The sequence below is a fragment of the Acinetobacter sp. ANC_7513 genome (genome assembly GCF_056779915.1).
This window is the reverse complement of sequence record NZ_JBWYIW010000001.1, coordinates 316,433-337,086: the sequence shown is the minus strand read 5'-3', so window position 1 is coordinate 337,086 and position 20,654 is coordinate 316,433. Positions and strand designations below refer to the sequence as shown.

The window sequence follows — 20,654 nt, the reverse complement described above, 5'->3', positions numbered from 1 at the left end:
TTCTGTTTTTCAATCATGTGACACTATAATCGCTATCCCATAATTTTATTAGGGAATGGGACTCTTCACCGAGGTTGTAAAATGAGACAAACAATTTTAGCTGTATTGTCTTTATCAACGCTTGCCGTGCTCTTAACAGGGTGTGGCGGTGATATAGTACTTCTAAACTCAAAAGGTCCAGTAGCACAAGGTCAGTCTGATCTTATGATGACTGCGATCTACCTCATGCTATTGGTAGTAATTCCATCAGCATTGATGGCTTTATGGTTTAGTTGGAAATATCGTGCGTCAAATAAAGATGCAGACTATAAACCTACATGGGCGCACTCTACTATTATTGAAATCGTAGTGTGGGGTATCCCGTGTATTATTATTGGTATTTTAGCGTATTTAACATGGTGGGGCTCACACAAGTATGACCCTTATCGTCCGCTAGAATCAGAGAAATCACATTTAACTATTCAAGTTATTGCTGAACAGTTTAAATGGGTTTTTGTTTACCCTGAACAAGAAATTGCAACAGTTAACGAAGTTCGTTTCCCAGAAAAAACTCCGATTAATTTCAATATCACCTCTAACTTCACGATGAACTCTTTCTTCATTCCTCAGTTAGCGGGTCAGATTTATGCAATGGCGGGTATGCAAACTCAACTTCACGTCCTTGCGGATAATGAAGGTGTATACCGTGGTTTCTCTTCGAACTATTCAGGCTATGGTTTCACACAAATGCGCTTCCAAGCTCATTCTGTTTCAGAAACTAAGTTTGCTGAATGGGTGTCTGCAGTAAAAGCTGGTAACGGTACTTCAATTAACCCTGAAGCTGTTCAAAAAACAGTTTTAGACCAAGCTGAATTTGCAACCTTGCGTGATGGTAACCGTTCAGAGAAACAAATCGCTGCGATGGTTCGTAACGCTAAAACCGATCTAGAGAAGCAACAAGCTGAAATTGCTCAAAAAGAAGGTCCATATAAGGCACATCCTCATCCTGTGACTTACTACTCTTCTGTTGAAAAAGGCTTGTTTGAATCAATTATCAACAAATACATGGCAAACTACCACGGTGCGGATCACTCAGCTAAAGCTGAAGGTCATGCTGTAGCTGCTGATGTAAATGCTGAACCTGCTTCTTCAGTTGTAGGGGAATAAGACATGAGCTTCTTAGGTAAGTTAAGTGTAGATGCTATCCCGTACGATCCAATCGTACAGGTAACAGTGTTAATGATGATTTTAGGTGGTATTGCAGTATTTGCCGGTATCACTTATTTCAAAAAGTGGGGCTACTTGTGGAACGAATGGTTCACATCTGTAGACCATAAAAAAATTGGTATTATGTACCTTATCGTTTCTGTGATCATGTTATTACGTGGTTTCGCGGATGCGATTATGATGCGTCTTCAATTGTTCCTTGCAAAAGGCGGCGGCGAAGGCTATCTGCACCCTGAACACTACGACCAGATTTTCACCGCACACGGTGTAATCATGATTTTCTTCGTAGCGATGGGTCTTGTAGTGGGTATGATGAACATTTCTGTTCCACTACAAATTGGTGCGCGTGACGTAGCATTCCCATTATTAAACTCTTTAAGCTTCTGGTTATTCGCTGGTGCTGCTGGTTTGATGATGGTTTCTCTTGCGCTTGGTGAGTTTGCTGCAACTGGTTGGATGGCTTACCCTCCTCTTTCAGGTATCGAATACTCTCCTGGTGTTGGTGTTGACTACTATATCTGGGCACTTCAGATCTCTGGTCTTGGAACACTTCTTACTGGTGTTAACTTCTTCGTTACCATCATTAAAATGCGTGCTCCTGGCATGGGTCTTATGGATATGCCGATCTTTACGTGGACATCTTTATGTACTGCAGTATTGATCATCGCATCATTCCCAGTGTTGACTGCAACAATTGCAATGTTAACGCTTGACCGTTATTTCGGTTTCCACTTCTTTACAAATGACATGGGTGGTAGCCCAATGTTGTATGTAAACTTGATTTGGACATGGGGTCACCCAGAAGTTTATATCTTGATCCTACCTGCATTCGGTCTATTCTCTGAGATTACTTCTGTATTCTCTCGTAAGACATTGTTTGGTTACAAATCAATGGTATATGCAACGATCGCGATTACAGTTCTTGCATTCGTAGTATGGTTACACCACTTCTTTACAATGGGTTCAGGTGCCAACGTTAACGCGTTCTTCGGTATCATGACCATGATTATTGCGATTCCTACAGGTGTGAAAATCTTCTCTTGGTTATTCACAATGTATAAGGGTCGTATTACCTTCACATCACCAATGTACTGGACAGTTGGCTTCTTAGTGACTTTCGGTATCGGTGGTTTGACTGGTGTACTTATGGCGGTTCCACCTGCGGACTTCCTTGTACACAACTCACTATTCTTAATCGCTCACTTCCATAACGTAATTATTGGTGGTGTTGTATTTGGTATGTTTGCTGGTATTACTTTCTACTGGCCGAAAATGTTCGGTTGGCAGTTAAGTGAATTCTGGGGCAAAGCATGCTTCTGGTTCTGGTTCTTCGGTTTCTACTTCGCGTTCATGCCATTGTATATCCTAGGTTTCATGGGTATGACTCGTCGTCTAAACTCGTATGACAACCCAGACTGGGATCCATATGTTGGTATCGCATTATTCGGTGCTGTATTAATCGCAATTGGTATTGCTTGTTTCATCATGCAAATCATTGTTGGTTTCTTACAACGCGAACAAACTCGTGACGTTACAGGCGATCCATGGGATGCACGTACGCTTGAATGGGCGACTTCATCTCCAGCTCCATTCTATAACTTTGCAGTATTGCCTCAAGCGAACGGTATCGACCGCTTCTGGACTGACAAAGAAAATGGTGTAGCTTACGCACGTCCTGCTAAATATGAAGATGTTCATATGCCAACTAACCGTGCTGCGGGTGTACTTATTGCACTGATCATCACTGTTATGGGCTTTGCACTTATCTGGCACATTTGGTGGTTAGCGATTGTTTCTTTCGTTTCTGCAATCATTGGCTTTATCTGGAGCTCATTCACGAAGAAAGTGGATTACTATGTTCCAGCTGCTGAAGTAGAACGTATTGAAAACGAACGTTATGCGTTACTCGAAAAACACTTGAAGAAGGACTAAGGATATGGCTGAAGTACTTCATCACGAAAACCACGAGCATGATGAACATCATCACGATGATACAGACATCACGGTCTTTGGTTTTTGGACTTACTTGATGAGTGACTTGATTTTATTCGGTACACTCTTCATCGCGTTCGCTGTATTAAGCAGTCATATTCCACCTGGCACTCCAAGTGCAAAGGATCTTTTTGCAGATTCTTTAGGTTTCGTTTTAACTGAAACTTTCGCACTTTTGATTTCATCAGTGACATTTGGTTTTGCGGTACTTGCTTCTTACAAGAAAAATGTTGGTCAAGTTCTAGCTTGGTTAGCAGTTACATTTGTATTCGGTGCAATCTTCATCGGCATGGAACTTTATGAATTTAATCATTTAGTTCATGCTGGTCATGGACCAAGCGTTAGTGCGTTCTTATCTGCGTTCTTTACTTTAGTTGGTACGCACGGTATTCACGTTACTTCTGGTTTGGTATGGATGATCGTGTTGATGATTCAAATCAAAAAATATGGTTTGACTACAATCAATACTCGTCGTCTTGCTTGCCTAAGCTTGTTCTGGCACTTCCTTGACATCGTATGGATCTGCGTATTCAGCGTAGTGTACTTAATGGGAGTATTATAATGAGTCATGATCATAATGCTGCTGGTGCATCACACGGTAACGTAAAGCAATACACAATCGGTTTTGTACTTTCTGTTTTATTGACTGTAGTTCCATTCTACATGGCAATGAATACTGATAGCTTCAGCCGTGGTGCAATTATTGCTGTTATCGGTATTACAGCTGTTGCTCAGGTACTTGTACAATTAGTTTACTTCTTGCACATGAACTCATCTTCAGAGCAACGTTGGAACGTGATTGCATTTATCTATACAATTCTAACTATTGCTGTTCTTTTAGTTGGTTCTGTATGGATCATGAACTACTTACATTCAAACATGATGATCTAAACTGATTGTCATGTTTAAAAAGTACTTATTCCTGACTAAGCCAGGAATTCTCTTTGGTAACTTTGTTACCACTTTGGGTGGCTACTTTGTAGCTACCCAAGGTTCAGTAGATTTCCTTCTCCTGCTTCTTACCCTCATTGGCACTACCCTCGTAGTTGCATCTGGATGTGTGGTTAATAACGTTATTGATCAAGACATCGACCAAAAAATGCAGCGCACTCAAAATCGTGCGTTAGTTAAGAAAACCATTTCTGTTCAAATTGCATTAGCTTTTGCTTTGCTGTTAGGCATACTCGGTTTTGGTATTTTATGGTTTTGGGTAAATGCGTACGCTTTTTTATTCGCAGTTATTGGTTTTGTCGTATATGTTGGTTTTTACAGCTTATGGACAAAACGAACAACGATCCACCAAACTGTGGTCGGTAGTATTTCTGGTGCAGCCCCCCCTGTCATTGGATATACAGCGGTCGCGAATCAATTCGATTTAGGTGCGCTACTCATTTTCTTGGGTTATGCATTTTGGCAAATGCCTCACTCATGGGGAATTGCAATTTATCGTTTTGATGATTACAAAAATGCGGGTATTCCGATTCTTCCTGTTGCGCGCTCGATTGTTCGCACCAAGATCGAATCGCTGATTTACATTGTGCTATTTGCAATCTCAATGAACGCTTTATTTGTATTTGGCTATGCAAATTGGCTTTATTGTATAATTCTCAATGTATTGACTGTTTATTGGCTATATTTAAATATCATTGGATTTAAAGCTGAAAATGATCAATTATGGGCAAAGAAATATTTTTTATTTTCTGTTCTCCTAATTACGATTATTAGTATCTGCTTTAGTTTTACTGCTACTACACCAATAAACAATCTTGTAATTTTTTAAAAGATAGAGAAGCCTCTATCTTTTTTTTATCTTCGCTTTAAGCAGTCTATAAATATCTATACTCAACACTACTTTCAAATACTTTGTAAAAGTAAGTTAATTTTCAAAATTGAATAGTCCAATTTATTTTCTTCGTCGTTATATTTTGCTTTATTTTTCTTGTAATCCCCTGCCGACATCCTTACAATACAGCTTCGCATTTTTTTGCGACACATTAAGTTTTTTTGAAACCAATAAAATTTATTTGTGACTCCTTGCTTCTAACAAATGCGTTAGGGGCTGCATAAAACCGTAAGGAGCTGACAATGCGTCACTACGAAATCGTAATTTTGGTACATCCAGACCAAAGCGATCAAGTGGTAGGTATGGTAGAACGCTATATCTCTCACATTAAAGATGCTGAAGGTCAAATTCACCGTCTTGAAGATTGGGGCCGTCGCCAATTGGCTTACCCAATTAACAAAATTCACAAAGCGCACTACATTTTAATGAACGTTGAATGTAACCAAACTACGCTTAATGAATTGGAAGAATTATTCCGTTACAACGATGCTATTCTTCGTAACGTTATTATTCGTCGTGAAAACGCAATCACTGAAGAGTCTTTATTGGCTAAGAGTGCTGAAGAAAAACGTGCGCGTAAAGCTCAACGTGAAGAAGCACAACAAGCTCAAGACTCTGCTGAAGCATAAGGAGAACATCAATGGCACGTTTCTACCGTCGTCGTAAGTTCTGCCGCTTTACAGCTGAGAACGTTACATATATCGACTATAAAGATATCGATACTTTAAAACAGTACATCACTGAAAACGGCAAGATTGTTCCTAGCCGTATTACAGGTACTAAAGCTCGTTACCAACGTCAATTAGCTCTTGCTATCAAACAAGCTCGCTACTTAGCGTTGATTCCTTACACTGACAATCATAAGTGAGGTTGAGCTGTGGATATTATCTTATTACAACGCATTAAGAACCTTGGTAAATTAGGTGATAAAGTTTCAGTTAAAGCTGGTTACGGCCGCAACTACTTAATCCCTCAAGGTAAAGCAGTTGCTGCTACTGAAGCTAATACTGCTGCATTTGAAGCTCGTCGTGCTGAACTTGAGAAGCAAGAAGCTGAAGTATTAGCTGCTGCTCAAGCACGTGCTGACCAATTGAACGAAGTAAATATCGTAATCACTGCGAAAGCTGGTGACGAAGGTAAACTATTTGGTTCTATCGGTACTCGTGACATCGCTGACGCGTTGACAAATGCTGGTCTTGAAGTTGACCGTGCTGAAGTTCGTTTACCGAACGGTGCACTTCGTCACACTGGCGAATTCAACATCGCAATCCAATTGCACCATGATGTTGTTGCTGAAGTTCTCGTTACTATCGTATCTGAGTAATTTTATGCAAAGAAAAAGAGCATGCATCAGCATGCTCTTTTTTTATCCCTAATAATTATAAAATTTGATTTAGCAAGCTGAAATTTAGACTTAGTTTTTTATTTGTTATCGATATTATTTGTTGCACTGTCTTGCTTGTGCATTTTGCATTAAGATAAGTCTCCCCTATTCATTTTCGTAATTATTGTAAATCAAGGTTTTATATGTCTCAGGCGACTGCCAAAAAAAATACGAATAACACTGAGTTAGATTTGCTAAAGAGTGAATCTTCAGCACTCAAAGAGTTTCGTACGCCTCCGCACAATCTTGCTATTGAACAGGCTGTTCTTGCCGCACTCATGACAGTAGCTGAGTCATTCGAACAGGTCAGCGATATATTAACCGAGAATGATTTTTACGCGACTCGACATAAATATATTTTTAGAGCAATTGAAAAACTTTCTAAAGAAAGTTCACCTTATGATGCCGTATTGGTCAATGATTGGTTAATCAAACAGAACCTGCTTGATGCGATTGGCGGTGAAGAATATTTAATGCAATTGATGGCGGATTCTCCATCAAGCTTTTATAACCTTGAAACTTATGCCAATAAAATACGTGAATTTGCAACTTTGAGAAATATGATCAAAGTTGGTAATGAAATTCTACAAAATGCGTATGACACGAAAGGTCGAGAAGTCAGTGAAATTTTAGATTTAGCTGAGACCAGTATCTTTTCTTTGGCTGAACAACACAATAACAATGCAAAAGCTCAAGGGCCAAAAGCAATTAATACCGTTGTCGCAGATGTATTCGATAAACTCAACGAATTATCACAACTTGATGGGAATATTACAGGTCTGACCACAGGATTTGTGGAGCTTGATAATAAAACATCAGGTATGCAAGCTGGAGATATGATCGTTGTTGCTGCCCGTCCATCAATGGGTAAAACAACTTTCGCAATGAATTTAGTCGAAAGTGTGCTATTCAATTGCAACCTTCCTGCTCTTGTATTCTCCATGGAGATGCCTGCTGACTCTATTGCCATGCGTTTAATTTCCTCGTTTGGTAAAGTGCATCAAGGACATTTACGATCTGGCAAATTAGATGGCGAAGAATGGAACAAGGTCACAGGAACGATTCTTCAACTGCAAGAGAAGCATCTCTATATTGATGATTCTTCTGCCCTTCCACCGACTGAAATGCGCGCACGTGCAAGACGTATAGCCAAACAACACGGTGGTAAACTCGGTTGCATCATGGTCGATTACCTGCAGTTAATGAAAGTACCAGGTATGGGTGATAACCGTGTGGGTGAAATTGGTGAAATTTCTCGAAGCTTGAAAGCATTGGCGAAAGAGATGCATTGCCCTGTGATTGCACTTTCGCAGCTTAACCGCTCACTCGAAAACCGTCCAAATAAACGTCCTGTGATGTCAGACTTACGTGAATCTGGAGCAATTGAGCAGGATGCCGATTTGATCATGTTCATTTACCGTGATGAGGTATATAACAAAGAATCTAAAGAAGCAGGAACTGCTGAAATCATTATCGGTAAACAACGTAATGGTCCAATTGGTACCGTTCGACTCGCTTTTGAAGGTCAATATACGCGTTTTAGTAACTTGTCACCTGAATATTACGCGCAGAACCAAGAAGAAGAGTAATTTTGCTTTGATCAATTCTTAGTTAAGAACGCACGAATTGATCGACCACAATTATCTTTTTTCAGTTTAAAAGATTTAACCTTTCCACATGCCTCTAGGAGTAAATTAGAGTGCGCCAAGCAACGGTTTGTATTGACACACACGCATTGCAATACAATTTAAATCGCGTGAAACAACTTGCACCAAACTCTAAAGTTGTAAGTATGGTAAAGGCAAATGCTTATGGTCATGGAGTCTCAGACTGCTTAGCCGCATTGAGCCAGTCTGATGCTTTTGGCGTTGCATGTTTAGAAGAAGCACTTGAAATACGTGAATTAGGTTTTAAACAACCTATCACCTTAATTGAAGGTGTTTTTTCTGAAGGTGAAATGCAAATTGCGATTGAGCAACATATTGAAGTAATCGTTCATCATCATCAACAACTGCAGTGGTTGTTGCAAGTTAAAGATGCTTATATCGCCCGAAATCTAAAAGTATGGGTTAAACTAAATAGCGGAATGAACCGTTTAGGCTTCAAAATTGATGTAATCAAATCGATTATTCATCAATTAAAAAATGAAGGTTTTACCTGTGTACTTGCAATGCATTTTGCTAATGCAGATGTTGATCACCCTTTAAATGAACAACAAATATCTCAATTTCTTGAAGTAAAACAAGATTGTGCACCAATTTTAGCTTCATGTTGTAATTCAGCGGCAATTTATAAATACCCTGAATTGCATTTTGACTATGTTCGTCCTGGTATTATGCTGTACGGCGCAACGCCATTTGCAGATCGTGACGTCCACGCTCTAGATTTAAAACCTGTCATGACATTTAGTGCTGAGATTATTGCACTTAACGCCATTCAATCAGGTGAAGCTGTAGGTTATGGCTCAACCTTTGTTGCACAGCGACCTATGCAATTAGCAATTGTCTCGATCGGATATGGTGATGGGTATCCAAGAGCTTTTATTCGTGAGAATTCGGTTTCACTAGATGGTCAATTAACCCCAGTGATTGGCAGAGTTGCCATGGATATGATTGCCATAGATGTCACTGATCTCAACGCAAAAATTGGTGATCCAGTAGAATTATGGGGTAAACATCGTTTAGTGGATGATGTTGCTGAAGCGAATGGTACGATTGGTTATGAGTTGTTATGTCGATTAAGCCAACGTCCGAAGCGTCTCAAAATGTAATGAGCAAATTAAATCAACGTAATGCTAAACAGCATTACGTTGTAGTTCATTAAAATCCGTATCCTGAGCGCGTGTCAAAAATCGAATTAAATAATCAGCTTGATCTTGTGTAAACTGTGTAGGCGTAAATTGACTAAATCCCATATCTATTAAAGCCTGCTTCACTGGACTTTGTCGTCCTACAAACTTCATAGACCATTCTTGAAATTGTTTTTTTTCAATATTTTTTCGCTGGAATAGGCGAATTTGATGATGGCGTTTATCCTTGTGAAGCTTTTGCAACAATATATCTAGTGTGGTTTCATCACCCTCTAGACATTGAAAATAGTGCCCATCTGCATAATATAGCGCTCCAGAAATTTTATGCTCAAAATTGAAATGACGGGCTTCATTCAAGATTTCACGAACATCAATCAATAAGCGACTTGCATCTGCAGTCGACACACTCGCATAACTGAACTGTTGCATTGCTTCCCCTAATTTTTATAGTAATGATTTAATATTCAATGCAACTCAATTTAATCTAAACTCAATCATAAAGCAAAATTATTGCCAATAGTCTTCTGTTGGCCGTGGCAAACCGTTCAATCCTTGACGCAAAGTATCTGACCAAAGTTTACTAATTGATGAGAAATATGGATCATCATCATGAATACGTTTAGACAATGGAATTGCAAAACTATCTTTTTTATAAATACATGCATCTAGTGGTAAGCCCACAGAAACATTAGATCTAAGGGTTGAATCAAATGAAATTAAACCGCATCTTAATGCTTCATCTAATTCAGTATTGTAATTTAATGCACGATCTAAAATTGGTTTACCGTATTTACTTTCCCCAATCTGAAAAAAGGGCGTATCTGACGTCGCATTGATAAAATTACCCTGAGGATAAATATTATATAACTGAATATCCTCCCCTTGAATTTGACCAGAAAGTAAAATCGTACAGTGATAATTACTTTGCTCTAGTTGATCAGTAGTCACATCCATAATGACACGCTTTAAAGTATGACCAACCAATTCAGCCATCTCGAACATGCTATTCACACTATACAAATTAGGTTCGTGTTTTAAATCTAGCTGATTCTGTAAATGTCCTATAACGGCTTGTGTCGTCGCCAAATTACCCGCAGTTTGTATACTGATAAAACGCTCACCCTCAACACCGAAAAGATAGAGTTTACGAAAGACAGAGATATGATCTACACCTGCATTTGTTCGCGTGTCACTGATACAAATTAAGCCATCACGTAAACGCATAGCACAACAATAGGTCATTGAAATCTCTCTTCTAAATTTTGTTCTAACACGGTAATACCTGAACGATGGTCGTCATACTCTCCACGCCACCAGCCTCTCGCACACCTCTGATAGGTGCAACGTCCCAATAATCACGCCCTAATGCAATATAAATGTGTGAACTTGGCGTATAGAGCTGATTGCTAACATCAAATGTATACCAAACTCCATCTATATAAGCTTCAGCCCAAGCATGGCTCGCCAAATGACTCATTTCTGGAACGTAAAGATATCCAGAAACATAACGCGCAGGAATATTTAACTCTCTACACATACCTACAAATACATGAGTATGATCCTGACATACCCCTTGTTGATGATGGAATGCATCTATTGCCGTAGTATTCACTTGAGTAGAATCTGAAATATATGGCATATGCTCAAGCAATGCATAACTTAAATGTTTTAATTCATCACGAGTCTTTTTACTCACATGCTGAGCTGCAAAAGCTTTCATTTCAGCATCACATTGAGTCGCTGGGGTAATTTGTAGAAAAATACCGACTGGCACTTCTGACTCAATAGCTTGTTCTGAAACTGTATCGATTTCAATAATGCCCTGCGCCATAATACTTAAATTTTGATATGCATAGCGTTGAGTCGAAGTGATCCAAATATTATTAAAGGCATCTTTTGCTTCGACCGTATGACCAGGAATACTCACTGACCAAGCATCTACTTTTTGGTGAGCATTACATTGAGGACACATTCGTATATATTGGATACTATTTTTTGCCGTTTCCGTATATTGATAATGGGTTTGATGATTAATCATCAATTTCATGCATCCACCTCAAATAAACATTGCACCTGATCATTCAATTGGTAAAAGCTATTAGCATTTGGATGCGCTAAAAGATGTTGCCAAGCCTCATCTAAGCTGTCCCATCCTTTAGACTTCAACAGTTCAATCACAACACTTAAAGAATTGATTGTAGAATTAACATCCTGATTCAATCTTATTTCACGATCAAGATTTTCGAAATATTGTCCTAGACTAAAAAACAGAAAAATGTCTTCATTTTCAGCTTCTAGAATATCGCTACACTCATCAACAACAGTACAAATTAATCCTGCATTTTGTGTCGCTGTATCCACCATCTGTTTTAATTCTGAATAAGCCTGAACTGACAATACACCACGTAAATCTTGAATATTATTTTTCACATATTCAAATTGTTGAAAAAAAGAAGCTGGCTGATCATTACTCAGAATCAGCTCATTGAGCGAACACGCATTAAAAGCAGGTAAGCAAAAAGCATGGGCATACTGCAATGCTTGAACATCATCTTGAAATGGAAACTGACCACATAAATGTTGAATACGAGATAAATAACGGCCAACCCAGTAAATATTTTGTGCATTGCTGTTTAATATAATCATGACAAGCTCCTGGTTGTATATTTATGAATGTAGCGGATCTATAACCCACGTATCTTTAATGCCACCACCCTGCGATGAATTTACAACTAATGCCCCTTCTTGCATCGCAACTCGGGTTAAACCTCCCGGCACGATTTCTGTACGATACGGTGAACTTAAAATAAACGGTCTTAAATCAATATGGCGTTCAGCGATGCCGAATTCAGTTAAAGTGGGAGCGACTGAAAGCGCTAAAGTTGGTTGTGCAATGTAAGCATGCGGCTGTGCAATTAACTTTAATCTAAATTGTTCAATTTCTTGTTCGGTCGCTTTAGGACCAATTAACATGCCATAACCGCCTGAACCTTGCGCCTCTTTAACCACTAACTTTTCTAAATTACAAAGTACATAATCGAGTTCTTCACGTTCACGACATTGGTAAGTCGGTACGTTATTTAAAATTGGCTTCTGGTTTAGATAGTAATCGATCATTTTATCGACATAAGGATAGATTGATTTGTCATCTGCTACCCCCGTGCCAGGCGCATTTGCAATCACGACATTGTGTTGTAAGTATGCAGACATTAGGCCAGGTACACCTAATGTACTGTCTGGCATAAAACACAATGGATCAAGAAATCCATCATCTAGGCGTCGGTAAATTACATCGACTTGTTTTTTACCCCAAACGGTTTTGGCATAGACCTTAGCATTTTCAACAAATAAATCCTGACCTGTAACTAGAGGAACATCCATCTCACGTGCGAGGAAGCAATGCTCATAATATGCACTGTTATATCGACCCGGTGTAAGCACCACGATAAATGGATTATCTACTTCAGCATTTTCCTCGAGTATTTGTCTTAAAAGTTGTGGGTATTGCTCTACACCTTGTAAATTTGATGACTTACAAAGTTCGGGCATCATTTTTTCACTAATTTTTCGACTTTCCAACATATAAGACACGCCTGATGGTGTTCTTAAATTGTCTTCTAATACAAAGAAGTCACCTTGCTGATCACGAATAATATCGATTCCGCTAATTTGACTATAAACTTTACCTTTCAATGAATGTTTATACATCAATGGTTGGTATGCCTCATGAGTGAGCACTTGCAGCTCAGGCACTAAACCATCTTTTAAAATCGCCTGATTATGGTAAATATCATCTAAAAAAAAGTTCAATGCTTGCACTCTTTGTGCACAGCCTTGCTCTATTTTGTGCCATTGTTGTTTGGCAATTACACGTGGAATTAAGTCATAAGGAATAATACGATCTGTACCCTCAGCATCACCATAGACTGTAAATGTAATGCCCTGATAGAGGAAATGTTCCTTCGCTTGATGATTTAAAGATTTCAGCTCATCCAAGCTTCTTTCACATAACCAATTTTCGATTTTGCTAGATGCCTCTAATCCAATAGTTTTGTCATCTAAAAGTTCATTATAAAATTCAGATTTAAGTAGATCGAACAAGTACGCAGTGCTGTTTTGTTTAACTTCGATCTGCTTAGATTTTTCAAAAGCTTCGACGGTATGATCAGCCTTAAAATTTGCGAGAATTGAAGTGTTATCTTTTTCCTCATTTAGCATACATACCTCTTAATTGTTATCAATTGTAAACAAAATTAAGCAATTTCAATGCCAAAAATTTACCTATTCATCTATTAATGCCCCATTTTTGAAGCATTCACAACGAAAAATGGCCTAAAGATGTATCGAAATATACTCAACAGCTTCACTTTCCATGCTTGCTTATCTCTTAAAGATTTTTTATTGTGTGTTTGAAAAATATTTTCTCTTTATTCATTAGTTGATTATGTCCTCTCAAGAAAAAGAAACATCGAATAGCTTATATCGACAGTGGCAAATTCTTTCACGTTTAACCACTGGCAAATGGATGGGTACACGAGAGTTGCAAGAGACCCTGCAAAGAGAAGGTATTGAAATCAGTTTAAGAACCATTCAACGTGATTTAAATCAAATTTCTCAAAGATTTCCTATTGAGAGTAATAAAACTGTACCACAAGGTTGGCGTTGGCGATCAGATGCCCCAATTCAAAGCTTGCCGCATATGACCAGCTCACAAGCCGTCACCTTCATGATGGTTGAAGAGCATTTGAAGCATTTGCTTCCTCCAAGCTTAATTGAGGAAATGAACCCTTGGTTCGAGCTTGCAAAACGCAGCTTATCTACACAAAACAATGTACGTCAGTGGATTAACCGAGTTCGTATTGTCCCAGCAAGCCAGCCCTTGATCCCTCCTGTTGTAGAGAAACATGCGCAGCAAGCTATTTACGAAGGTCTATTACAAGATAAACAGATTGAATGTATATATCGTGCGCGTGGACCTGAAAGTGAAGAACGTGGTTATACCTTAAACCCGCTTGCACTGGTTCAAAAGGGCTCGATCATTTATTTGATTTGTACTCGACATGACAAATCAGAAGTTCAAACTTTTGCTTTACATCGTTTTAAATCTGCAAAAGTTCTAGAACAACGCGCCTTACACCCTGTTGACTTTGATATTGATGCTTACATTGAATCTGGTGCGCTTGGCTTCAGAGTTGATTTCAATAAACCCACTGAGCTCGTTCAACTCGAACTCTTTATGAATAAAGCTGATGCACTTTACTTTTCCGAAAGCCAACTCAGTAAAGATCAATCCATCACACAAGTATCCGATGATCTCTTTAAAGTGGTGGCTAATGTGCCATTTACTTCACAATTGGTTTGGTGGCTCAGAAGCTTCGGCAAAAAAATCATTCGTATTGAACCGCTCGATGTATTTAACGCCGTTCATGAAATTGAAAATTAAAAAAGAGCCAAATTGGCTCTGAAGATTTTTTATTATCATATTTTCAGTATTGCGCTGGTTTCTGATTGTGTTGAGTTTAAATACGTGAACTAAACTCCCCTTTAGCCCACGTACACTTTTCAATGTCGTTGGATTATGATTTACATCGTGCAGCATGCAATTTCATAACCATTATAACGAATACGCTTCATCGTCATGGCCTTTCCTCTTTGTTGTGAACGTAGAATCAATATAACGACATCAACTTGGATTGAGAAATAATCATAATTTCTTTATTAATCTCTATTCTTGTTAAACGTAAATAATAAATTATTTATCTTATTTATGAATAAATCGTTATATGAGGATCAAAAAAACCCGCATCAAGCGGGTTTTTTGGACTGCAACAGGCTTAAGCAGATTTTTTAGTTTGTGCATTCTTACGAATCGTAATCATCACCAATTGAACAGCAGCAGGTGTAACGCCCGGAATACGACTTGCTTGAGCGAGAGTTTCAGGGCGAACTTCTTTGAGTTTCAAAGTAATTTCACGAGATAAACCAGATACCACGTCATAATTAAAATCAGCTGGAATCTTAGTCTCTTCTAAGCGCTTCATTTGCGCTACATCCTGATGCTGACGGTTAATATAACCCTCATATTTAACTGCAATCTCAATTTGGTCACCCACTTGAGCAGAAACATCAGAACCAGTGAGTTCCGCAATTTGAGCAAAAGTAATGTTCGGACGTTTCAACAAATCAATCGCAGAACATTCTTTAGAAAGATCCGCACCTGTCATTTCAACGAATTTTTTACCCATTGGATTGTTAGGTGCAGCCCAAAGATGTTGTAAACGACCTGTTTCACGCTCAACCGCTTCCATTTTTTCGCAGTACGCTGCCCAACGCTCGTCATCCACAAGACCCATTTCACGACCGATTGGTGTCAAACGTTGGTCTGCATTATCTTCACGAAGCATCAAACGGTATTCCGCACGTGAGGTAAACATACGGTAAGGTTCTTTCGTACCTAAAGTGATTAAGTCATCGACCAATACACCCATATACGCTTCATCACGCTTCGGTGTCCATTGTTCTTGATCCCACGCACGGCGTGCAGCATTCAAACCTGCAAGTAAACCCTGTGCACCGGCTTCTTCATAACCTGTCGTACCGTTAATTTGACCCGCAAAGTACAAGTTATTAATCGCTTTAGTCTCTAAAGTGAATTTCAAAGCTTGTGGGTTGAAATAATCATACTCAATGGCATAACCCGGGCGCAGGATATGCGCATTTTCCATACCACGGATTGAGCGTACTAATTCAAACTGGACATCAAACGGTAAAGATGTAGAAATACCATTTGGATAAAGTTCATGTGTATCTAGGCCTTCAGGCTCTAAGAATACTTGGTGAGAATCTTTATCGGCAAATTTATGAATTTTATCTTCGATTGACGGACAGTAACGTGGTCCTACACCTTCAATCACACCAGTATACATCGGTGAACGGTCTAGGCCGCCACGAATAATATCATGAGTTTTTTCGTTGGTATGCGTGATATAGCAGTTGACTTGCTCTGGGTGCATAGATGCATCACCCATAAATGACATCGTTGGTGATGGGAAATCACCCGGCTGTGGTGTCATCACAGAGAAATCTACAGAACGTGCATCAATACGTGGTGGCGTACCTGTTTTTAAACGACCTACTGGCAATTGAAGCTCACGTAAACGGTGCGCTAAAGAAATTGAAGGTGGATCACCTGCACGACCGCCGCTTGATTTCTCAAGACCAACATGAATCACGCCACCCAAGAATGTACCAGCAGTTAACACGACAGTTTTCGCATCAAAGCGAATCCCCATTTGTGTTACCACACCTTTAACGGTATCGCCGTCAACAATGAGATCATCTGCTGCTTGTTGGAAAATATCAAGATTGGCTTGGTTTTCTAATGTTTCGCGAATAGCCGCTTTATAACGTACACGGTCAGCCTGCGCACGCGTTGCACGAACTGCAGCACCTTTACGTGAGTTCAGAATACGGAACTGAATACCACCCTTGTCTGCTGCAAGTGCCATCGCACCACCTAAGGCATCAATTTCGCGAACAAGGTGTGATTTACCAATACCACCAATCGCTGGGTTACAGCTCATCTGCCCTAAAGTCTCAATATTATGAGTTAAGAGTAAAGTCTGTCGACCCATACGTGCCGCAGCAAGCGCTGCTTCTGTACCAGCGTGTCCGCCACCGATAACAATGACATCGTAAACTTTAGGATAATGCATAGTGGTATATGAGGAGATAAAAATAATGACAGAAAATTATAGCAAATTTTGTTTGCCTTGAGACAATCGAGAACGATTTAATTCTAATTTTTTTGAAGTCCAATAATATAAACCATTTTGATATAAAAATTTATAAATTTTGCAGATTTAAGTGATTTTTTAACAATTTAGAAAATTTATTTACAGCATTGCCCTTCCATTGATTCGACTATTTTTTCAACATATTCAAGTCATATTTTTTAACAAGAGTATACGAACATGAAAGTCCAGTTATTTACGATGTCAATGTTATGTTGTTTGGGTCTAAGCGTAAGTAGTATGAGTATTGCGAATGACAAAGTTGATAATGCCTATAATGCCAAACAATTCCAAAGCGTATGTAAGGGTAAAAGCGAAGGTGATGCTGTCAGTTTCCCGTATAAAGGAATCATTTGGAATGGTACTTGCCAAACTCAATTTTTCCCAACCCAAAGTAAAGATTTGAAAGGAAATGAAGAGCAGCTTAATTCAGCTTGTAAGTCTGATGCAGCGAGTGTTTCAGTAAATATCGAAGGTCAAGAATATAAAGGCAAATGTGCACTCGGATATGCGCCACCGATGCCAAAAGCGTCTTAACCCAATTTTTTAAATTCGACCATTTATGCAACCAATTGAAAAATTGGTTGCTTTTATTTATTGATAACGATAAAACCAAATTAAAAATAACGATCTATTTACAAATAACACAACCAAATTCAGGATGAATTTATGGACACAGGGATCCTTACGATTTTTTTACCTTTAGCACTTGCAATTGTGATGGCGGGTTTAGGACTTGAACTCACTGTTCAAGATTTTCTACGCGTTCGTAAACACCCTAAAGCAGTGCTCATCGCATTATTTTCCCAACTCATCATTTTGGTTGGCGTTGCATTTATTATATGTAAAATACTCAATCTTTCGCCTTACTTGGCTGTCGGCTTAGTGTTGCTTGCTGCCTCACCAGGGGGTGCGACAGCCAATCTATTTAGCTATTTATACAAAGGTGATGTTGCGCTCAACATCACCTTGACTGCGATTAATGCCATTATTGCTGCAGTGACCTTGCCGCTGATCGTGAATTTTGCAATCACACATTTCATTCAGGATTCAACTCAAATTGGTCTACAATTTAGTAAAATTTTACAAGTGTTCGCCATTATTCTTATTCCAGTTGCCCTCGGTATGTTTGTGCGCTACAAATTTCCAAATGTTGCAACTAAACTAGAAAAACCTGTGCGTATTTTTGCCGTTGTATTCTTAGTGTTAATTATTGTCGGTGCAGTACTTTCTGAACGTGCCAACATTATGAATTATCTTGCTCAAATTGGTTTGGCAACAGCGTTATTTTGTATCGCAAGTCTTAGCGTTGGTTATTTTCTACCACGCTTCTTTGGTGTACCGAGCTTTCAAGCAAGAGCGTGTGCTTTTGAAATTGGTATCCATAACAGTACTTTGGCCATGGCGATTGCAATCACGATAATGAATAGCAGCGAAATTGCGATGCCAGCAGCTGTTTATTCAATCTTTATGTATATCTTCGCTGCTATTTTCGGCATGTTGCTGAATCGTTTTGCACCATTAGACCATCCGGCTGAGTTAACTCGAAACCACTCATAAATTAACTGATATTAATTGAGTTAATCAACTCATCTTAAAGGCACTGTAATCGTGCCTTTATTTATGCTTCAGGTTTTATCTGCATTCTTAAAGCGAATACAGTACAATGCTAACTCTCGTATTGCATATTTAGGTTTTTTTACTGTGAAGTGGTTACAAATCCATATTACTGTCGATCAAGCACAAGTTGATTTTACTGAAACATTATTATTATCTCTTGGTGCAGTCAGTGTGACGCTAGATGATGCAGAAGATCAAGCGTTATTAGAACCACTTCCAGGTGAGACTCCGCTTTGGAACAAAGTCATCGTAACGGGTATTTACGCTCAAGAAGATGATGAAGAAATCGATGTCGTCGCACTAGAAACTTTCATTAAAGACCAGATGCCTGAAGCGCCTTTACGTTATGAGTTTATCGAAGATCAAGAGTGGGAACGCACTTGGATGGATGCATATGAGCCAATTCAAATTGGTGAAAAATATTGGATCGTACCTGAGTGGATGGAAGCACCTGAAGCGGATGCGGTCAATATTAAATTAGATCCAGGCTTAGCTTTTGGTACGGGTAATCATGCTTCAACATTCCTCTGCCTACAATGGTTGGGTAAAACCGATGTAAAAGACAAAATCGTCATCGATTACGGCTGTGGTTCTGGCATTCTAGGTGTTGCTGCCCTATTGCTTGGTGCAAAAAAAGTATATGCGACGGATATTGATCCTCAAGCTGTACTCGCTACACAACAAAATGCTGAATTAAATGGCGTTCTCGAAAATTTATATGTCGGCTTACCTGAAGAATTTAATCAAGCACTCGGTGAGCAAAAGGCAGATGTATTTGTCGCAAATATTCTTGCTGGCCCACTGATGGCACTTGCTGAGGAGTTTTCAACACTCATTCAACCTGAGGGTGAATTCGCACTAGCTGGTATTATTGAAGAGCAAGTTGATGATGTTTCTCGTGTTTATGCTGAATTTTTTGATATATTAGACAAAGAAAAGCGTGATGAAAATTGGTACCGTCTTTCTGGGAAACGCCATAAATAAGTAGAGCTTAATTTAAGATATGAGTGATAAACAAACCCGCTGCCCAAATTGCTCCACAATTTACAAGGTATCAGTCACCCAGTTAACTGTTGCCGAGGGTATGGTTTGTTGTCCTAAATGTTCTGCTGAGTTTAATGCGCTTCTACATCTATTCAATCCTCAACCGAAAGTGGTTGAGCCTTTAATCAAAGAAGTCCAAGACAGTACAGCACCATCTGAAGATGTGATCGAACCCAAACAAGAACAACACCTATTGGATATTTTCGATCGTAAAGTTGCACATTCAAATATTACCTTGCGTACGTATTTAAATAACTTAAATACGTTCAATCATGATCCGATTACCAACTACCCTTCTTTAAATCTTTCATCATCAATCCATGCCAATAGCCAATCGAAACCAAGAACTAGGATTTATATTGCGATATGGGCGATCGTAAATACAATTTTAGCGTTATTACTGGTTTTTCAATTTTTATGGTTTAACCCAAATGTACTGCAACGCTCACCTGCGCTAAATCAGGCATTTATATCAGCATGTAATTTATTTAATTGTGACACGCTCGATAAACGCTATACCCATATAAAAGTACAAGACCTCAATATTGAGTCAACATCAGCGATATCTACTGTTTTTTCAGGTCACTTGGTGAACCAATATAGCAAAGGTTTAAAACTGCCTCTGTTGAAAATAAGCATTTATCAACAAGGGAAGCTGATTTCATCTTCTATTAAAGCACCCAATGAATATTTAGTAGAAAGTTTGCATGGAATTACACGAATTCCTCAAGACAGTCCATTTGGTTTCAAATTTAGTATAAATTTTTCTCAATCTGAGTTTGACAATTATAAATTGGAAGTTATACGACCATAAGATCAAAAAAAACGATAAAAAAATTAAAAAAAATGTAGTTTTCTTGCTCACTTTTTCATAGACAATGGTATGATACGCGCCACGAAAGCTTTGTACCGCAAACTCCTCGCAATTTCTCAAAATAAATACAGTTCTGTTCATGTGCTTAA

21 protein-coding genes are annotated in these 20,654 nt (G+C 38.8%); 15 read left to right on the top strand and 6 right to left on the bottom strand.

Annotation, left to right across the window (positions count from 1 at the left end):
• Positions 1-81: 81 nt before the first annotated feature.
• From cyoA to alr, 10 genes are all read left to right on the top strand, one after another.
• Positions 82-1,146, top strand: a complete 1,065-nt coding sequence (gene cyoA, locus AC1M9B_RS01635; protein ID WP_481608386.1) for a ubiquinol oxidase subunit II — start codon at positions 82-84, stop codon at positions 1,144-1,146.
• A 3-nt stretch (positions 1,147-1,149) separates the two neighbouring features.
• A complete protein-coding gene (gene cyoB / locus AC1M9B_RS01630) occupies positions 1,150-3,138 on the top strand; it encodes a cytochrome o ubiquinol oxidase subunit I (RefSeq protein ID WP_035267062.1) in 1,989 nt (662 codons plus the stop codon).
• Between the two features lie 4 nt (positions 3,139-3,142).
• The gene (gene cyoC / locus AC1M9B_RS01625; protein WP_035267060.1) at positions 3,143-3,760 is read left to right on the top strand and encodes a cytochrome o ubiquinol oxidase subunit III; all 618 of its coding nucleotides are present in this window, start codon (positions 3,143-3,145) and stop codon (positions 3,758-3,760) included.
• Positions 3,757-4,089 carry a cytochrome o ubiquinol oxidase subunit IV gene (gene cyoD, locus AC1M9B_RS01620; protein ID WP_171076771.1) on the top strand — a complete coding sequence of 111 codons (333 nt, stop codon included), beginning with the start codon at positions 3,757-3,759 and terminating at the stop codon, positions 4,087-4,089. Before cyoC ends, cyoD begins: the two co-directional genes overlap by 4 nt.
• 10 nt (positions 4,090-4,099) lie before the next feature.
• Entirely contained in the window at positions 4,100-4,978 is an 879-nt protein-coding gene (gene cyoE / locus AC1M9B_RS01615) for a heme o synthase (protein WP_481608385.1), read from the top strand.
• Between the two features lie 305 nt (positions 4,979-5,283).
• Complete coding sequence (gene rpsF, locus AC1M9B_RS01610; protein WP_035267614.1) at positions 5,284-5,670, top strand: 30S ribosomal protein S6; 387 nt, start codon at positions 5,284-5,286, stop codon at positions 5,668-5,670.
• Between the two features lie 11 nt (positions 5,671-5,681).
• Entirely contained in the window at positions 5,682-5,909 is a 228-nt protein-coding gene (gene rpsR, locus AC1M9B_RS01605) for a 30S ribosomal protein S18 (protein ID WP_004719336.1), read from the top strand.
• A gap of 9 nt (positions 5,910-5,918) precedes the next feature.
• On the top strand, positions 5,919-6,365 hold the full coding sequence (gene rplI, locus AC1M9B_RS01600; RefSeq protein ID WP_035267617.1) for a 50S ribosomal protein L9: 447 nt from the start codon (positions 5,919-5,921) through the stop codon (positions 6,363-6,365).
• Positions 6,366-6,568: 203 nt separating this feature from the next.
• Positions 6,569-8,014 (top strand): replicative DNA helicase, encoded by a 1,446-nt coding sequence (dnaB, locus tag AC1M9B_RS01595; RefSeq protein ID WP_035267619.1) that lies wholly within the window; start codon positions 6,569-6,571, stop codon positions 8,012-8,014.
• A 110-nt stretch (positions 8,015-8,124) separates the two neighbouring features.
• On the top strand, positions 8,125-9,195 hold the full coding sequence (gene alr / locus AC1M9B_RS01590) for an alanine racemase (protein WP_481608384.1): 1,071 nt from the start codon (positions 8,125-8,127) through the stop codon (positions 9,193-9,195).
• Between the two features lie 24 nt (positions 9,196-9,219).
• Here the strand turns inward: alr and AC1M9B_RS01585 are convergent, their stop codons facing one another.
• The 5 genes from AC1M9B_RS01585 to AC1M9B_RS01565 all read right to left on the bottom strand — a co-directional run bounded on the left by AC1M9B_RS01585 (position 9,220) and on the right by AC1M9B_RS01565 (position 13,452).
• On the bottom strand, positions 9,220-9,663 hold the full coding sequence (locus AC1M9B_RS01585) for a BLUF domain-containing protein (RefSeq protein ID WP_092766172.1): 444 nt from the start codon (positions 9,661-9,663) through the stop codon (positions 9,220-9,222).
• A 78-nt stretch (positions 9,664-9,741) separates the two neighbouring features.
• A complete protein-coding gene (locus tag AC1M9B_RS01580) occupies positions 9,742-10,476 on the bottom strand; it encodes a proteasome-type protease (RefSeq protein ID WP_035267625.1) in 735 nt (244 codons plus the stop codon).
• Between the two features lie 25 nt (positions 10,477-10,501).
• Positions 10,502-11,281, bottom strand: coding sequence for a transglutaminase family protein (locus AC1M9B_RS01575; protein WP_092766171.1), 780 nt, complete (start codon positions 11,279-11,281; stop codon positions 10,502-10,504).
• Entirely contained in the window at positions 11,278-11,880 is a 603-nt protein-coding gene (locus tag AC1M9B_RS01570) for an alpha-E domain-containing protein (RefSeq protein ID WP_092766170.1), read from the bottom strand. Before AC1M9B_RS01570 ends, AC1M9B_RS01575 begins: the two co-directional genes overlap by 4 nt.
• 21 nt (positions 11,881-11,901) lie before the next feature.
• On the bottom strand, positions 11,902-13,452 hold the full coding sequence (locus tag AC1M9B_RS01565) for a circularly permuted type 2 ATP-grasp protein (RefSeq protein WP_481608383.1): 1,551 nt from the start codon (positions 13,450-13,452) through the stop codon (positions 11,902-11,904).
• 226 nt (positions 13,453-13,678) lie between these two features.
• Here AC1M9B_RS01565 and AC1M9B_RS01560 point away from each other — a divergent pair, with 226 nt between their 5' ends.
• A complete protein-coding gene (locus tag AC1M9B_RS01560; RefSeq protein WP_179998271.1) occupies positions 13,679-14,677 on the top strand; it encodes a helix-turn-helix transcriptional regulator in 999 nt (332 codons plus the stop codon).
• A 391-nt stretch (positions 14,678-15,068) separates the two neighbouring features.
• On the opposite strand, the gene mnmG is transcribed toward AC1M9B_RS01560, so the two are convergent.
• Complete coding sequence (mnmG, locus tag AC1M9B_RS01555) at positions 15,069-16,949, bottom strand: tRNA uridine-5-carboxymethylaminomethyl(34) synthesis enzyme MnmG (protein ID WP_481588395.1); 1,881 nt, start codon at positions 16,947-16,949, stop codon at positions 15,069-15,071.
• A 258-nt stretch (positions 16,950-17,207) separates the two neighbouring features.
• Here mnmG and AC1M9B_RS01550 point away from each other — a divergent pair, with 258 nt between their 5' ends.
• The 4 genes from AC1M9B_RS01550 to AC1M9B_RS01535 all read left to right on the top strand — a co-directional run bounded on the left by AC1M9B_RS01550 (position 17,208) and on the right by AC1M9B_RS01535 (position 20,505).
• Positions 17,208-17,564, top strand: coding sequence for a hypothetical protein (locus AC1M9B_RS01550; RefSeq protein WP_035267631.1), 357 nt, complete (start codon positions 17,208-17,210; stop codon positions 17,562-17,564).
• A 132-nt stretch (positions 17,565-17,696) separates the two neighbouring features.
• Positions 17,697-18,587: a bile acid:sodium symporter family protein gene (locus AC1M9B_RS01545; protein WP_481608382.1), complete on the top strand. Its 891-nt coding sequence runs from the start codon at positions 17,697-17,699 to the stop codon at positions 18,585-18,587.
• Positions 18,588-18,731: 144 nt separating this feature from the next.
• A complete protein-coding gene (prmA, locus tag AC1M9B_RS01540) occupies positions 18,732-19,631 on the top strand; it encodes a 50S ribosomal protein L11 methyltransferase (RefSeq protein WP_035267660.1) in 900 nt (299 codons plus the stop codon).
• A 19-nt stretch (positions 19,632-19,650) separates the two neighbouring features.
• A complete protein-coding gene (locus AC1M9B_RS01535; protein WP_481608381.1) occupies positions 19,651-20,505 on the top strand; it encodes a DUF3426 domain-containing protein in 855 nt (284 codons plus the stop codon).
• Positions 20,506-20,654 lie beyond the last annotated feature (149 nt).

Bases quoted from the DNA above. Each gene is read 5' to 3' on its own strand.
- AC1M9B_RS01545 (WP_481608382.1), top strand. From the start codon at position 17,697: ATGGACACAGGGATCCTTACGATTTTTTTACCTTTAGCACTTGCAATT.
- mnmG (WP_481588395.1), bottom strand. From the start codon at position 16,949: ATGCATTATCCTAAAGTTTACGATGTCATTGTTATCGGTGGCGGACAC.
- dnaB (WP_035267619.1), top strand. From the start codon at position 6,569: ATGTCTCAGGCGACTGCCAAAAAAAATACGAATAACACTGAGTTAGAT.
- AC1M9B_RS01535 (WP_481608381.1), top strand. From the start codon at position 19,651: ATGAGTGATAAACAAACCCGCTGCCCAAATTGCTCCACAATTTACAAG.
- AC1M9B_RS01585 (WP_092766172.1), bottom strand. From the start codon at position 9,663: ATGCAACAGTTCAGTTATGCGAGTGTGTCGACTGCAGATGCAAGTCGC.
- AC1M9B_RS01550 (WP_035267631.1), top strand. From the start codon at position 17,208: ATGAAAGTCCAGTTATTTACGATGTCAATGTTATGTTGTTTGGGTCTA.
- AC1M9B_RS01580 (WP_035267625.1), bottom strand. From the start codon at position 10,476: ATGACCTATTGTTGTGCTATGCGTTTACGTGATGGCTTAATTTGTATC.
- AC1M9B_RS01565 (WP_481608383.1), bottom strand. From the start codon at position 13,452: ATGCTAAATGAGGAAAAAGATAACACTTCAATTCTCGCAAATTTTAAG.
- rpsF (WP_035267614.1), top strand. From the start codon at position 5,284: ATGCGTCACTACGAAATCGTAATTTTGGTACATCCAGACCAAAGCGAT.
- rpsR (WP_004719336.1), top strand. From the start codon at position 5,682: ATGGCACGTTTCTACCGTCGTCGTAAGTTCTGCCGCTTTACAGCTGAG.
- AC1M9B_RS01570 (WP_092766170.1), bottom strand. From the start codon at position 11,880: ATGATTATATTAAACAGCAATGCACAAAATATTTACTGGGTTGGCCGT.
- cyoC (WP_035267060.1), top strand. From the start codon at position 3,143: ATGGCTGAAGTACTTCATCACGAAAACCACGAGCATGATGAACATCAT.
- cyoB (WP_035267062.1), top strand. From the start codon at position 1,150: ATGAGCTTCTTAGGTAAGTTAAGTGTAGATGCTATCCCGTACGATCCA.
- AC1M9B_RS01575 (WP_092766171.1), bottom strand. From the start codon at position 11,281: ATGAAATTGATGATTAATCATCAAACCCATTATCAATATACGGAAACG.
- cyoE (WP_481608385.1), top strand. From the start codon at position 4,100: ATGTTTAAAAAGTACTTATTCCTGACTAAGCCAGGAATTCTCTTTGGT.
- cyoA (WP_481608386.1), top strand. From the start codon at position 82: ATGAGACAAACAATTTTAGCTGTATTGTCTTTATCAACGCTTGCCGTG.
- AC1M9B_RS01560 (WP_179998271.1), top strand. From the start codon at position 13,679: ATGTCCTCTCAAGAAAAAGAAACATCGAATAGCTTATATCGACAGTGG.